The following is a 14,099-nucleotide window of genomic DNA, read 5'->3' on the forward strand; positions in this document are numbered from 1 at the left end:
TCCGGCTCAGTCCCCCGAGCGGCCGAACCGCTCGTCCCACCACGTCTTCGCGGTGCCCATCCACCCGGCGGCGTCGTGGACGAGGCGGCCGAGGGTGTCCTGCGTCTGCTGGAACGCCTCGGCATAGCTGCGGGCGGCCTCCTTGGCGGCCTCGCTGACGGTCGCGTCCCCGTCGTCGGTACGACGGGGATAGCTGCCGCCGAGGACAGCGGTGTAGTCGCCGGCGTCGACCCATGCGCGCAGCTCGGCGGCCCGGACGACCGCGAACGGGTGGGTCCGGTTCTCGATCAGCAGCAGCTTGAGCACGGAGTCGCGCAGGTCGCCGGCGCCGACGTACTCCTGGCCCTGGGCGAGGAACGAGGTCGGGTCGAGGTCGCCGACGTGGCCGCCGCTGGCCAGCTGCATGTGCACCCGCAGCGCGACGGACGGGTCCTGGACGCCGAGCAGCCCGGCCCGGTCGGCCGACAGCTCGGCCTTGCGCGACCACTCGAAGAGCGCCGCGATGATGATCCGGATCCCCAGACCGCCCAGCGGGATCGACGCGAGGCCGAGGCTCAGCGCGAGCAGTCGTTGGAGCAGGGTCTGGTAGACCGCGTGGCCCGACATGACGTGGCCGAGCTCGTGGGCCAGCACGAACGCGAGCTCCTCGTCGTCGAGCAGGTCGACGAGCCCGGAGTTGATCACGATGAACGGCCGGTCTATGCCGATCGTCATCGCGTTGGTGAGCGGGTTGTTGGCGACGTAGACCTCGGGCAGCTCAGGGACGTCGAGCACCGTCGCGACGTCGACCAGCAGCCGGTGGACGCGGGCGAACTGCCGCTCGTCCACCCGCACCGCGGAGCCGAGGACCGACAGCCGCACCGCGCGCTCGCTGACCAGCCCCGACATCGCCTTGAGCACGGTGTCGAAGCCCTTGAGCTTGCGCAGCGCCACCAGCGCGCCGCGGTCCGCGGGGTGCTCCCAGGTGCGCGAGCTGATCCCGGTGAGGGTGACCCGTGCACGGGCCGGAGGGTTCGGCATGCGTGGAGTCTGCCTGCTGGCGGCGCGGCCGACCACCGGTTCGGACACATCGCCGCGGCCGGCTCGCCCGCCAAGTCGACCCGAAGCCGGGTCCAAGTGGCTGAGCCCAGACTGGCGGCATCTCAGACAACAGGCCACGGTGTTCCTCCCCACGCGGGCGTCACACGGCCTACCGTCGGTCCAGGAGGAGCCATGCCAGTCCCCGCCGTCGTCGACCTGGTGGTCGACGCCCCCGCCGCCGCGGTGCACCGCGGGTGCGCCCGCGCGACGGTCACCGTGCGGCCGGAGCAGAGCATCGGACCGGTCGACGGCGCCCTGCGCGTCTACGAGGGGTGCCGGGTGGTGCCCGGCCTCGCCGCCCAGCTCCACGACTTCGGCGACGTCTCGCTCGAGCTCGGGGTGCTGCCGCCCGGCTGGCACACGCTGACGGCCGCCTACACGGGCGGTTCCCGCTACGGCTGCGCGTCGACCAGGCCGTTCACGGTGCTGGTCCTCCCGGCCGGCACGATCACCGAGCTGCGGGTGCCGGCGAACGGCGTCGCACCCGGCGACAGCCTGGTCGTGACGGTACGGACGACCGACGCGTCCTCCCGCGCCTGCGGGACCGTCGGGCTCTACGAGCAGTCCCGGCTGATCGCGACCGGCGAGGTCGTCGACGGGATCGGCACCGTGGGCGTCCCGACGTGGCTGCGGTCGGGCCTGCACCGGGTCTTCGCGGCCTACAGCGGCAGCGACACGCACTGCCCGTCCGAGACGCAGGTCGTCGCCGTGGCCGTGCGCGACTGATTTCTCACAGCCCACCAGCCGAGAAACGCCCCGGGCCCGGCCGCCCGACGTCGAACAATCGGATCGTGAGCACCGTCGCCAGCCCGCCCGCCATCGCCCCGGCCCGCCGCTGGGCGATGCTCGCGGCGAGCACGCTGGCCCAGGCCTGCGCCGCGATCATGATGCACGGGCCGGCGTTCCTCATCCCGACCCTGCACGCGCGCGAGGGGCTGACCCTCGGCCAGGCCGGGCTGGTGGCCGCTGCTCCGACGGTCGGCGTGATGGCGGCGCTGGTCCTGTGGGGTGCCGTCACCGACGCGTACGGCGAGCGGATCGTGCTCGTCACCGGGCTGCTCGGCACCGCCGTCCTCGGCCTCGCCGCCGTCCTGGCCGACGACCTGGTGCTCTTCTCGATCCTCATCGGGCTCGCGGGCGCGTCGGCGGCCAGTGCGAACTCCGCGAGCGGCCGTGTCGTCGTCGGCTGGTTCCCGCCCGAGCGGCGCGGCCTGGCGATGGGGATCCGGCAGATGGCCCAGCCGGCCGGCGTCGGCATCGCGGCGATCGCGATCGCCACCGTCGCCCAGCACCACGGCATCCATGCCGCGATCGTCGTGCCGACCGTGGCGGCGGCGCTCGCCGCGCTGGTCGTCGCCCTCGTCGTCCAGGACCCGCCACGACCGCCACGACCTGTGGACGCCGCGCGCGGCCACGGCAACCCCTACCGCGGCAGCAGCTACCTGGTCCGGATCCACGCGGTCAGCGTGCTGCTCGTCGTGCCGCAGTTCGTCGTCTGGACCTTCGCGCTGGTCTGGCTCGTCCAGGACCGTGACTGGTCGGCCGCCGCGGCCGGCGCCGTCGTCGCCGTCGCCCAGATCTTCGGGGCGCTGGGCCGGATCGCCGTCGGGCAGCTCTCCGACGTCGTCGCCAGCCGGATGCGGCCGCTGCGCTGGGTGGCGGTGGCGGCCGCCGCCGTCATGCTGCTGCTCGGCATCACCGCGGGGGCCGACTTGGGGGTCGCCGTACCCCTGATGGTGGTGGCCACCGTCCTCACCGTCGCCGACAACGGCCTCGCCTTCACCGCCGTCGCGGAGCGGGCCGGGCCGTTCTGGAGCGGGCGCGCCCTCGGCATCCAGAACACCGCGCAGTTCCTCACCAGCTCGCTCGTCCCGCCGCTCGGCGGACTGGCCGTCACGGCGGCCGGCTTCCCCTGGGCCTTCGCCCTCGCCGCGGTCTTCCCCGTGCTCGCCGCACCGCTGGTCCCGGTCCGCCGCGAGCAGGACCTGACGTAGCGGTCCGCGCGTCCGCCGTCGTGTGGATCCGTGGCAGCGGTGCGCCGCTCCTGGGGTCGAGGTGCGTGAGGAGCCCGCGCTGGGTACCGCCTCACGCAAGGAAAGGGAGCACCGTGGACACGACCGTCTGGATCAACGCCGCCGTTGCGGTGGTCGCCCTCGCCATCACGGCTATGGGGCCTGTGCAGCCCGCGGCCGCCCTCACCGCCGGCGGTACTCACCGCCGTTCCGCGTGACCGGCCATTCCACCCGTAACGAGGAGAGCTGAGACATGGACACCAGCACCATCATCTGGATCATCGTCGCGATCGTCGTCGTGGCGCTGATCGTGGGCATCGCCATGGCGATGCGGAAGCGGAACATGGCGAAGCGCCACGTGCAGGCGACCGAGCTGCGCACCCACGCCGCCGAGCGCGACACGGAGGTGTCCGAGGAGCGCCGACGCGCCCAGGAGGCCGAGGCCAAGGCCCAGCTCGCCCGGACCCAGGCCGAGCGCGCCGAGGAGCACGCCCGCACCGCCCGCCAGTCGGCGTCCTTCGAGGAGGCCCACCAGGAGGACAAGCTCCGCGAGGCCGACCGCATCGACCCCCACGTCGACGGCACGGGCAGCGGCCGTTACGAGACCGGCACCGAGCGGACCGGTGAGCAGACGTCCGACCGGACCTACGGCGAGACGACCGAGCACACCTACAGCGAGACCACCGAGGAGCCCGACGCGGGCCACCACCGCCGCGACATCTGACCCTGGTCAGCAGCCGAGTCGGCAGAAGTTCTCTTCCAGGCGAGCCCGAGTCGGCAGAAGTTCGCATGATCTGCGCGAACCTCTGCCGACTCGCGCTTGTAGGAACGCGAGCCTCTGCCGACTCGCGCGTCAGGACAGGGTGCGGATGAGCTTCTTGTTGACGAACTCGTCCATGCCGTAGCGGCCGAGCTCACGACCGAAGCCCGAGCGCTTGATGCCGCCGAAGGGCAGCTCGACACCGTCGAGCAGGACGCCGTTGACGAACACCATGCCGGCCTCGATCTGGTCGGCGACCCGCTCGGCCTGCTCGGGGTCGGTGGTGAACACGTAGGAGCCGAGGCCGAAGGGCGTGTCGTTCGCGATCCGCACCGCCTCCTCCTCCGAGGACGCCTTGAAGACCATGGCGATCGGGCCGAAGAGCTCCTGGTGGTAGACGTCGTTCTCGGGCGTCACGTCGGTGAGGACACCGGTCGGGAAGAAGGCGCCGTTGCGCTCACCGGCCGACTCGAGCCGGGCTCCCTGCTCGACCGCAGCGTCGACCTGCGTCTGCAGGCGGTCGGCCGCCGCGACGGACGAGAGCGGCGTGATGCCCTCCGCGCCGGCCTTGATGGCGGCGGTGAACTTCTCGACGAACGGCTCGTAGAGGTCCTCGGCGACCACGAACCGCTTGGCCGCGTTGCACGACTGCCCGGTGTTGTCGAGACGGGCGTTGACGGCCGCCTCGACGGTGGCGTCCAGGTCATCGGTCGAGAGCAGGACGAATGGGTCGGAGCCACCCAGCTCGAGGACGACCTTCTTCAGGTTGCGACCGGCGATCTCGGCGACGGCCGCTCCGGCACGCTCCGAGCCGGTCAGCGAGACGCCGGCGACGCGCGGGTCGGCGATGATCGTGGCGACCTGGTCGTTGGACGCGTAGACGTTGACGTAGGCGCCCTGGGGGAAGCCGGCGTCGTCGAAGATCTGCTGGATAGCGGCCGCGGACTCGGGGCACTGCGGCGCGTGCTTGAGCAGGATGGTGTTGCCGATGCAGAGGTTGGGCCCCGCGAACCGGGCGACCTGGTAGTAGGGGAAGTTCCAGGGCATGATCCCGAGCAGGACGCCGTACGGCGAGCGGCGGATGACCGCCGAGCCGTCGCCGTCGAGCAGCTCGACCGGCTCGTCGGCGAGGATCTTCTCGGCGTTGTCGGCGTAGTAGGCGTAGATCGCGCCCGCGAACTCGACCTCGCCGACGGCATCCTCGAGCGGCTTGCCCATCTCCCGCACGATGATCTCGGCGAGCTCGTCCTTGCGCTCCTCGTGGAGCTCGGCGACCCGCTTCACGAGGGCGGCACGCTCGGCCACGGTCGTGGTGCGGGCCCAGCCCTTGCTGGCGGTTGCCGTGGCGGCGAGGGCCGCCTCGATCTCGGCGTCGGTGGCGGTGGGGAACTCCTGGACGACCTTGCCGGTGGCGGGGTCGGTGACAGCGTAGAGACTCATGCCGCCATCCTGCCCGCGCCACCGGCGCGTCGAAAGGGCGGAGGGCCTACGGATAGAGACCGCGCATCTCGTGAGCACTTGCCACGCGCTCCACGGCGAGGCAGGTCGCCGCCGTCCGGAGGGTGAGTCCGTGCCGCTGGGAGTAGGCCAGGACGTCGCGCCAGGCGCCGTTCATCCGCTCGGCGAGCCGTGCCTCGACCTCCTCGACGCTCCACCAGTAGGCCTGGTTGGCCTGCACCCACTCGAAGTAGGACACGATGACGCCACCCGCGTTGGCGAGGATGTCCGGCGCCACCACGACGCCGCGGCCCTCGAGGATCGCGTCGGCGTCCGCGGTGGTCGGGCCGTTCGCACCCTCGACGATGAGCCGGGCCCGGATCCGATCCGCGTTGTCGCGGTGGATCACGCCCTCGACGGCCGCCGGGACGAGCACGTCGACCTCGAGCTCCAACAGCGCGTCGTTGTCGATCGGGTCGGCGCCCGCGAAGCCGACCACCGATCCCGTCTCGTCCACGTGGCTCTCGAGCGCGGGGACGTCGAGCCCGGCGGGGTCGTGGATGCCGCCGTACTGGTCGCTCACCGCGACGACGCGCACGCCCGCGTCGGCGAGGAAGCGCGCCGATCCCCGGCCGACCTTGCCGAAGCCCTGGACGGCGGCGGTGGACTCCGCCGGCGACAGGTGCAGGTGCGACATCGCCTGGAGCGCGATGTGCACGACGCCGCGCGAGGTGGCGGACGCCCGGCCCTGCGACCCGCCGAGGCTGATCGGCTTGCCGGTGACGACGCCCAGGACGGTGTGGCCGCTGTTCACCGAGTAGGTGTCCATCATCCAGGCCATCGTCTGCTCGTCCGTGCCGATGTCGGGCGCCGGGATGTCCTGCATCGGGCCGATCAGCGGAAGGATCTCGGAGGTGTAGCGGCGGGTGACGCGCTCCAGCTCGGCGGTCGAGTACTTGCGCGGGTCGATGGTGACGCCGCCCTTGGCGCCGCCGTACGGGACGCCGAGGAGCGCGCACTTCCAGGTCATCCACATCGCCAGGGCGCGGACCTCGTCGAGGTCGACGTTCGGCGCGTAGCGGAGACCGCCCTTGGCGGGACCTCGCGAGTAGTTGTGCTGGACGCGGTAGCCCTTCAGCACCTCGGTGGTGCCGTCGTCGCGTCGGAGCGGGATGCTCACGGCCAGCTCCCGCCGCGGTGCGGCGAGAGTCGCGTAGACGCCGTCGTCGTAGCCGAGGATCTTCACGGCATCGGCGAGCTGGCGGTGGGCATCGACGAGCGGTTCGCTCATCCAATCCTCCCTGTGGGGTTGATCGATGTCGGTTGTCGGAGGATGCGGACCACCTTGTGAGCGGGCTCACATCCGGGCGTCATCATGCCGTGCCACCCGTCATTGACCAGCATCCGCAGGCCGTCTGTTCACCCGCCTCGGGCGAAGCCGTCGGAGCACCCATAGTTACCGACGGGTAGGATCCATCTCACCCTCGGTCGGCCCGTCACTCCAGGCGGCCCGGCCCTAGGGTGGACCGGTCGCCGGACGCGGCGAGCCCTAAGTCTGACGAGGAGCGAAGTTCCCGCATGCAAGCCTTTGCCATCGTTGTCTCGCTCGTGCTGACGCTCGTGGCGGTCGTGCTGCTCGTGGGCGCCGTGCGCAGCATGCTCGGCGTCATCCGCACCGGTCAGCCCGCGCCGGGGCGAGCAGGTCACCCGGGCCGGCGTACCGCCACCATGCTCAAGGAGACGGTGCTCCACACGCGCATGCTGCAGTGGACCGTCGTCGGGGTCATGCACTGGTTCGTCTTCGCGGCCTTCATCTTCTTGTCGTTCGCGGTGCTCTCGGCCTACTTCCAGCTCTTCACGCCCGAGTTCGCGTGGCCGGTCGTCGGCCACTGGTATCCCTACGAGTGGTTCAGCGAGCTGATCGGCGCCCTGAGCACGATCGGCATCGTCTACCTCATCGTCTACCGGCAGCGGAACCACCCGCGCTCGCTGGGCCGCGACTCCCGCTTCTTCGGCTCGACGTTCTGGCAGGCCTACTTCGTCGAGATCATGGCCCTCCTCGAGGGTGCGGCGATCCTCTTCATCCGAGGCGCCGAGTACAACCTCGCGAAGGTCACCGGCCACGCGGACGAGGCGACGCGGGGGCACTTCCCGCTGGCCTCCTGGTTCGGCGACGCGCTCTTCCCGAGCTCGCAGGGCTCCGAGGCCACGCTGCAGAACATCGTCTACGGCATCGCGGTGTTCAAGATCGCGCTCGCGATGGTGTGGCTGATGGTCATCGCCCGCAACCTGACCATGGGCGTCGCGTGGCACCGCTTCACCGCCTGGTTCAACATCTGGTTCAAGCGCGAGGACTCGGGTCGCACGGCGCTGGGCGCGATGAAGCCGCTCGTCTCCGACGGCAAGGTCGTCACCCTCGACGACGTCGACGACCTCGACGAGGACGCCAAGCTCGGCGTCGGGTCGATCGAGGACTTCTCGTGGAAGGGCATCCTCGACTTCACGACCTGCACCGAGTGCGGCCGCTGCCAGTCCCAGTGCCCGGCCTGGAACACCGAGAAGCCGCTCTCCCCCAAGCACCTGGTGCTGAGTCTGCGCGACCACGCCTACGCCAGCGCGCCGTACCGCCAGGACCCGGCCGCCGCCGAGGGCGACGAAGCCGCGACCGCGCTGCTGGAGAAGCCGCTCATCGGCCACACCGACCAGGACCGCTCGCTGGGCGGCACCGACGAGGTGCTCGACTGGTTCTACAACCCGGCGGACGGCGGCTTCGTCATCGACGAGGACGTGCTGTGGTCGTGCACGTCCTGCGGCGCGTGCGTCCAGCAGTGCCCCGTCGACATCGAGCACGTCGACCACATCATGGACATGCGCCGCTACCAGGTGCTCGTCGAGTCGAACTTCCCGACCGAGCTCAACGGCCTCTTCAAGGGCCTGGAGAACAAGGGCAACCCGTGGAACATGCCGTCCTCGGCGCGCCTGGACTGGGCCAAGGATCTGCCGTTCGAGGTCAAGGTCGTCGGTGACGACATCGAGACCCTCGACGAGGTCGACTGGCTCTTCTGGGTCGGCTGCGCCGGCGCCTACGAGGACCGCGCCAAGAAGACCACCCGCGCCGTGGCCGAGCTGCTCGACATGGCCGGCGTCTCCTTCGGCGTCCTCGGCAACGGCGAGACCTGCAACGGCGACCCCGCTCGCCGCGCCGGCAACGAGTTCGTCTTCCAGGGGCTCGCGCAGCAGAACATCGAGACGTTCAAGGAGTACAAGGTCAAGAAGGTCGTCTCGACCTGCGCCCACTGCTTCAACACGCTGAAGAACGAGTACAAGGACTTCGGCATCGAGCTCGAGGTCGTCCACCACACCCAGCTGCTCAACCGGCTGGTCCGCGAAGGCCGCCTCACTCCGGTGTCGTCCGGTGCGGGCACCCACCAGCGGTCGATCACCTACCACGACCCCTGCTACATCGGCCGCCACAACGGCGTCTACAGCCCGCCGCGCGAGCTGCTCCAGGTGCTGCCGGGCGCTGAGTACAAGGAGATGCCGCGCAACTCCGAGCGCTCCTTCTGCTGCGGCGCCGGTGGTGCCCGCATGTGGATGGAGGAGAACCTCGGCTCGCGGATCAACCGCAACCGCACCGACGAGGCGGTCGCGACCGGCGCCGACCAGATCGCCGTCGGCTGCCCGTTCTGCCGCGTCATGCTCTCCGACGGGCTGACCGCCGCGCAAGCGGACGGGTCCGCCCGCGAGGAGGTCGAGGTGCTCGACGTCGCGCAGATGCTGCTCGCGTCGGTCAAGGGCGAGATGGCCACCAAGATGGCCCCGGGCGCTGGTACGACGACCGCCTCGTCGGCAGCCGTCGCGGCCGAGCCGTCGGCCGGCGACGTGACGGTCACCCCCGACACGGTCACCGAGACCGCCGACGCCGGGCCGGCCGCGAAGGCGTCGGGCGGCTCGTCGCTCTTCGACACCCCGACCGAGTCGGCGCCCGACGACGCGTCGTCGCTCTTCGACACGCCGGCTCCGGCCGAGCCGGAGGCGGAGTCGGCCGAGCCCGAGGCGACGGCCGCCGAGCCCGAGGCGACGGCCGCCGAGCCCGAGGCGAAGTCCGGTGGATCCCTCTTCGACGAGGGCGGGTCGCTCTTCGACACCCCTGCCGCGCCTGCGGATCGGGCCGAGCAGGCGCCGACCGACCAGCCTGTAGCCCAGGACGCTGCGCCGGAGGCGAAGGCCGAGCCCGACCTCGGGTCCGGCGGCTCGCTGTTCGACGTGGCCCCGACCGAGTCGGCGGCCGCGCCGGAGGCGAAGGCGAAGCCCGAGCCTGCACAGCCCGCCGTCGACCTGGGTGGGTCGCTCTTCGACATCCCGGCGCAGACCGAGCCGCCTGCGGAGGCTCCGGCTGCTGAGGCCGAGCCGGTTGCCGCGCCCGAGGCGAAGTCGGAGCCGGCTGCCCCGGCCGCTGAGCCCGAGCCGGCGGTCGACCTCCACGCCGGCGGGTCGCTCTTCGACATCCCGGCGCCCGTCACCGACGCCCCGGCCAGCGGTGAGCAGGCAACCGAACCAGCCGCCGAGACGGTTGCCGAGGCACCGTCGGCGGAGGGCTCCGGCGCTGCCCCGGCCCCACGGACCGACGTCGACATCGACGCCGCGTCGTCGCTCTTCGACATCGAGGCTCCTGAGGGCGCGGTCGCTGCGGCTCCGGCAGGTCCGGCGCCGGAGGATGTCGCTGCGGAGGCCACGGCCGAGGACGACGAGGACGACGCGGACGACGCGGACCTGACCGACGCGCCCACCGAAGCCACGACCGAACCGTCGGCACCCGAGCCGTCGGGTGAGGCTCACGACCCGCGCACCGATGTCGACATCACCGAGGCGAAGTCGCTCTTCGACCTCTGAGTCGAGGCCGCCGTACGACTGTGCCGCGGTTCGGAGTCACCCAGCGACTCGGAGCCGCGGCACAGTTCGTCTCAGGTCCGCTGGGCGACGTACGAGCGCGGCGTCGGCGGTCGTCCACAGATCGTCGCCACGGCCTACTCAGCGGCGGTGAACTCGACCACGCTGAGTCGCATGACCCTCGCACCGAAGGGTCCCCGTCCACCGGACGAGGAGCGTCTCGACGAGATCCTCGCCCTGCAGGACGGCGTCATCGCCCGCGCCAGGTGCTCGAGTGCGGGTTCTCGGCCAACGACATCCGGCGACGGCTGCGCCCGAGTGGGCCTCGACGGATCACCCCGCCGTCTACGTCGACCACACCGGCGCGTTGTCCTGGCGCCAGCGCGCGTGGGCGGCGGTCCTCGACGCCTGGCCCGCCGCACTGGCGGGCGAGTCGGCGCTCCGCGCGGCGGAGGGGCCTGGCCGCCGGGAGCGGGACGACAGCGGCCCCATCGAGGTCGCCGTCGATCGCAAGCGGACCGTCGACCTGCGGGACGGAAGCTGCTCCGTCCTCGAGCACGGCTACCTGACGGGTGTCGAGCGCGCGCACGGTCTCCCCACACCCAGGCGGCAAGCACCCACGGTGGTCGGCCGGCCCGGTTCCGCGACGTGGACTACCCGGAGCTGGGCCTCGCGTTCGAGCTCGACGGCCGTCTCGGCCATGACGGGTCGGCCGCCCGGGACCGCGACCTCGAGCGGGACCTCGACGCGGCCGTCGACGCCGGGCGTACCACCATCCGGATCGGCTGGGGTCAGGTCTTCGACCGGCCCTGCAGCACGGCGGCCGAGCTCGGACGCCTGCTCCAGCAGCGCGGGTGGCCGGAGCGGTCCGCCGGTGCTCGCGTTGCCCCTGACCGCGGACACGACCCTCAGACGTAGGAGTGCCGTGACTCCGAGTCACCAGGTGACTCGAACCACGGCACACCCGCCAAGAGGGATTCCCGGGCGGTCACGAGGCGGTCAGTCGTCGCTACGCGTCCGCTCGCCGACGTACGCCGACAGGGCCGGCGACTCCGACACGAGCCGGTCGACCTCCTCGCCGCCCGTGCAGGTGCAGAGGCGCACGGTGAGGCCGCCGGCGGACCGGGAGAGGACCTCCCAGGTGCCGCCGGCGTCCTCCCAGCGTCGGAGCACCTCGACCGGGTCGCGCGAGGACGGGGTCACAGGTTGTGCTCGTCCTCGCGGCGCACCTCGGCGACGGCCTCCTCGTCGACGACGACGGGGCGCATGCGCGCCCATGCGAGGAACACGATGCCGACGACGAGCAGGACCAGGCCGGCCCACAGGTTGGCGTTGACGTCGCCGGTCTTGTCGCCCTCCTCGTCACCGAAGGCGCCCATGAGGGTGAGGACCACGCCGTAGACGGCCATCAGGCCGCCGATGACGTTGCGGATGTCGAAGAGACCAGCAGTCTTCTCGTTCTGTGCCATGACGGTCTCCGATCAGAAGAGCAGGTTGAGGATGATGACGAGGACGAGCGAGACGGCGGCGAGCGGGACGGTGCGGCGGTACCAAGGGTAGGTCGCCTCCTTCTCGTCGATCAGGTTCGCGCGCGGGGTCTCGGAGTAGACGAGCCCGACGAGCTCCTCGCTGGGCTTGGGCCTGGTCACGAGCGACACGATCACCGACAGCAGGATGTCGACCACGAACGCCGTCGACGCCGCCACGAAGGACGCGCCCTGGCCGGAGAGGTTGAGCGCACCGGTCGACCAGGACCCGAAGGCGTCCTCCGACAGGAACGCGACGATCACGGCGGACAGGGTGCCGGCCACCAGGCCGACCCACCCGGCGGCGGCGGTCATCCGCTTCCAGAACATCCCGAGGATGAACGTCGCGAACAGCGGTGCGTTGAAGAACCCGAAGAGCGTCTGCAGGTAGTTCATGATGTTCGAGAAGTTCGACGCCAGCCCGGCCGTGAAGATCGCGATGACCGTCGCGGCGACGGTGGCCCAGCGGCCGATACCGAGGTACCAGCGGTCCTCACGGTCCTTGACGATGTAGGTCTGGATGAGGTCGTAGGACAGCACCGTGTTGAAGGCCGAGATGTTGGCCGCCATGCCCGCCATGAACGCGGCGAGCAGGCCGGTGATCGCGAGGCCCAGCAGGCCGTTGGGCAGCACGTCGCGCATCAGGTAGAGCAACGCGTCGTTGAACTGGACGCCGTCGCCGGACGCACCGCCAGGCACCGACTCGCCGGCCTTCACCTTGCCGATCTCGCTCACCAGCACCGCGGCGATCATGCCGGGGACGATCGTGATGAACGGGATGAACATCTTCGGGAAGGAGCCGATGATCGGCGTCTTGCGGGCGGAGGCCATCGAGTCCGAGGCCATCGCGCGCTGGACCTCGACGAAGTTCGTGGTCCAGTAGCCGAAGGAGAGCACGAAGCCGAGGCCGAAGACGATGCCGATGACCGACAGGAACGACGAGTCGAACCCGGTCAGGGCGTCGCCGGGCCACGAGTTGAGCTGGTCGGCGGCCGGAGCGACGGTCTTGGGGTTCGCGTCCGCCGCAGCCTTGACCTTGTCGGTCAGTCCGTCCCAGCCGCCGAGCCGGTGCAGGCCGAGCAGCGTCAGCGGCGCGAGCGACGCGACGATGACGAAGAACTGCAGCACCTCGTTGTAGATGGCGGCGCGCAGACCGCCGAGCGTGATGTAGGACAGCACGATCGCGGCCGCCACGATGAGCGCGATCCACAGCGGCCAGCCGAGCAGCGCGTGCACGATCGAGCCGAGCAGGTAGAGGTTGATGCCCGCGATCAACAGCTGGGCGACCGCGAACGAGATCGCGTTGACCAGGTGCGCGCCCGGACCGAACCGGCGGCGCATGAACTCGGGCACCGAGCGGACCTTGGAGCCGTAGTAGAACGGCATCATCACGACGCCGAGGAACAGCATCGCGGGGATCGCGCCGATCCAGAAGTAATGGACCGACGGCAGCCCGAACTGGGCGCCGTTCGCCGACATGCCCATGATCTCGACCGCACCGAGGTTGGCGGAGATGAAGGCCAGGCCGGTGACCCACGCGGGGAGCGACCGGCCGGAGAGGAAGAAGTCGACCGAGTCGGAGACGCGGCGACTGGCCAGCACCCCGATCCCGATGACGAACGCGAAATAGATCGCGATCAGCAGATAGTCAACGGCATGCGCATCGATCAGCGTGTCACTGGCGAGCGTCACCACGTGAGCCGCGGCCATGGGTCCACGACCTTTCTTCTCGTTTCAGATGTCCCGGACACCGTCGAGTGTCCGCTCTCTAGATGCCCCGCGACGTTGCGACGCACACCTGGCGTCGTACTGATGTCGGGATGACATTGCAATGACGTCACAGTGATGTCATAGTGGTGCGTATGGACATCACGCCCTTCGTCGACGGTCTCCGCCGCGACCTGCTGGCCGCCGCCGAGGCCGCCGGCCCCGATGCGCGCGCGACGGCCGAGCGGCTCTCCTACGCCCTCGACCCGGCCGCCCGCCTCGCGTTGATGGAGGCGGTCAGCCAGGCCGCCGCGGAGATCACCGCTGAGCTGGCGAGCGGCACGGTCGAGGTGCGGCTGCACGGCCGCGACCTCGACTTCCGCGTCGACACGCCCCCGGCCGCGACCGCGCCGACCGTCGAGGCCGACCCGGGCGAGCCCGACGACGAGGGGGCGCTCGCGCGGATCACGCTGCGCATCCCCGAGTCGGTGAAGGCCCGCGCCGAGGAGTACGCCGCCCGTAGCGGCGCCTCGCTCAACACCTGGCTCGTCAACCTGGTCCGCCATGCGACCCGGGAGGGCGCCATCAACGTCGACATCGACCTCTCCAGCATCCCGTTCCTGGGCGGGCCCGGCGCCGCGCCGCACGGACGCGGCTCACGCCGGATGACCGGCTGGGTCTAGACCC

General features: G+C 71.0%; 12 protein-coding genes. 6 read left to right on the forward strand and 6 right to left on the reverse strand.

Annotated elements, in window-relative coordinates:
• Positions 1-6 precede the first annotated feature (6 nt).
• Positions 7-1,020: a M48 family metallopeptidase gene (locus tag BM236_RS03910; protein ID WP_091120448.1), complete on the reverse strand. Its 1,014-nt coding sequence runs from the start codon at positions 1,018-1,020 to the stop codon at positions 7-9.
• Positions 1,021-1,212: 192 nt separating this feature from the next.
• Here BM236_RS03910 and BM236_RS03915 point away from each other — a divergent pair, with 192 nt between their 5' ends.
• From BM236_RS03915 to BM236_RS03925, 3 genes are all read left to right on the forward strand, one after another.
• Positions 1,213-1,806: an Ig-like domain repeat protein gene (locus BM236_RS03915; protein ID WP_091120451.1), complete on the forward strand. Its 594-nt coding sequence runs from the start codon at positions 1,213-1,215 to the stop codon at positions 1,804-1,806.
• Positions 1,807-1,871: 65 nt separating this feature from the next.
• Complete coding sequence (locus BM236_RS03920; RefSeq protein ID WP_245750115.1) at positions 1,872-3,074, forward strand: MFS transporter; 1,203 nt, start codon at positions 1,872-1,874, stop codon at positions 3,072-3,074.
• A 271-nt stretch (positions 3,075-3,345) separates the two neighbouring features.
• Entirely contained in the window at positions 3,346-3,816 is a 471-nt protein-coding gene (locus tag BM236_RS03925; RefSeq protein ID WP_091120453.1) for a hypothetical protein, read from the forward strand.
• A gap of 129 nt (positions 3,817-3,945) precedes the next feature.
• On the opposite strand, the gene BM236_RS03930 is transcribed toward BM236_RS03925, so the two are convergent.
• The gene (locus tag BM236_RS03930) at positions 3,946-5,292 is read right to left on the reverse strand and encodes an NAD-dependent succinate-semialdehyde dehydrogenase (RefSeq protein WP_091120455.1); all 1,347 of its coding nucleotides are present in this window, start codon (positions 5,290-5,292) and stop codon (positions 3,946-3,948) included.
• Between the two features lie 46 nt (positions 5,293-5,338).
• Positions 5,339-6,580 (reverse strand): Glu/Leu/Phe/Val family dehydrogenase, encoded by a 1,242-nt coding sequence (locus BM236_RS03935; RefSeq protein WP_091120457.1) that lies wholly within the window; start codon positions 6,578-6,580, stop codon positions 5,339-5,341.
• Between the two features lie 287 nt (positions 6,581-6,867).
• Between BM236_RS03935 and BM236_RS03940 the strand changes: the two genes are divergently transcribed.
• Together BM236_RS03940 and BM236_RS19205 are read left to right on the forward strand one after the other, a co-directional pair.
• The gene (locus BM236_RS03940; RefSeq protein WP_091120460.1) at positions 6,868-10,182 is read left to right on the forward strand and encodes a (Fe-S)-binding protein; all 3,315 of its coding nucleotides are present in this window, start codon (positions 6,868-6,870) and stop codon (positions 10,180-10,182) included.
• 645 nt (positions 10,183-10,827) lie between these two features.
• Positions 10,828-11,097, forward strand: a complete 270-nt coding sequence (locus BM236_RS19205; protein WP_217645222.1) for a hypothetical protein — start codon at positions 10,828-10,830, stop codon at positions 11,095-11,097.
• 81 nt (positions 11,098-11,178) lie between these two features.
• Here BM236_RS19205 and BM236_RS03950 read toward each other — a convergent pair whose 3' ends face one another.
• The 3 genes from BM236_RS03950 to BM236_RS03960 are packed head-to-tail and all read right to left on the reverse strand — an operon-like array spanning position 11,179 to position 13,415.
• The gene (locus BM236_RS03950) at positions 11,179-11,382 is read right to left on the reverse strand and encodes a hypothetical protein (protein ID WP_091120461.1); all 204 of its coding nucleotides are present in this window, start codon (positions 11,380-11,382) and stop codon (positions 11,179-11,181) included.
• The gene (locus BM236_RS03955) at positions 11,379-11,648 is read right to left on the reverse strand and encodes a hypothetical protein (protein WP_091120464.1); all 270 of its coding nucleotides are present in this window, start codon (positions 11,646-11,648) and stop codon (positions 11,379-11,381) included. The genes BM236_RS03950 and BM236_RS03955 overlap by 4 nt, the downstream gene beginning before the upstream one ends.
• Positions 11,649-11,660: 12 nt before the next feature.
• Positions 11,661-13,415 (reverse strand): sodium:solute symporter family protein, encoded by a 1,755-nt coding sequence (locus BM236_RS03960; RefSeq protein WP_091120467.1) that lies wholly within the window; start codon positions 13,413-13,415, stop codon positions 11,661-11,663.
• A 152-nt stretch (positions 13,416-13,567) separates the two neighbouring features.
• Here BM236_RS03960 and BM236_RS03965 point away from each other — a divergent pair, with 152 nt between their 5' ends.
• Complete coding sequence (locus tag BM236_RS03965) at positions 13,568-14,095, forward strand: toxin-antitoxin system HicB family antitoxin (RefSeq protein ID WP_091120469.1); 528 nt, start codon at positions 13,568-13,570, stop codon at positions 14,093-14,095.
• Positions 14,096-14,099 lie beyond the last annotated feature (4 nt).

Source organism: Nocardioides terrae (genome assembly GCF_900112345.1).
Taxonomy (GTDB): Bacteria; Actinomycetota; Actinomycetes; order Propionibacteriales; family Nocardioidaceae; genus Nocardioides; species Nocardioides terrae.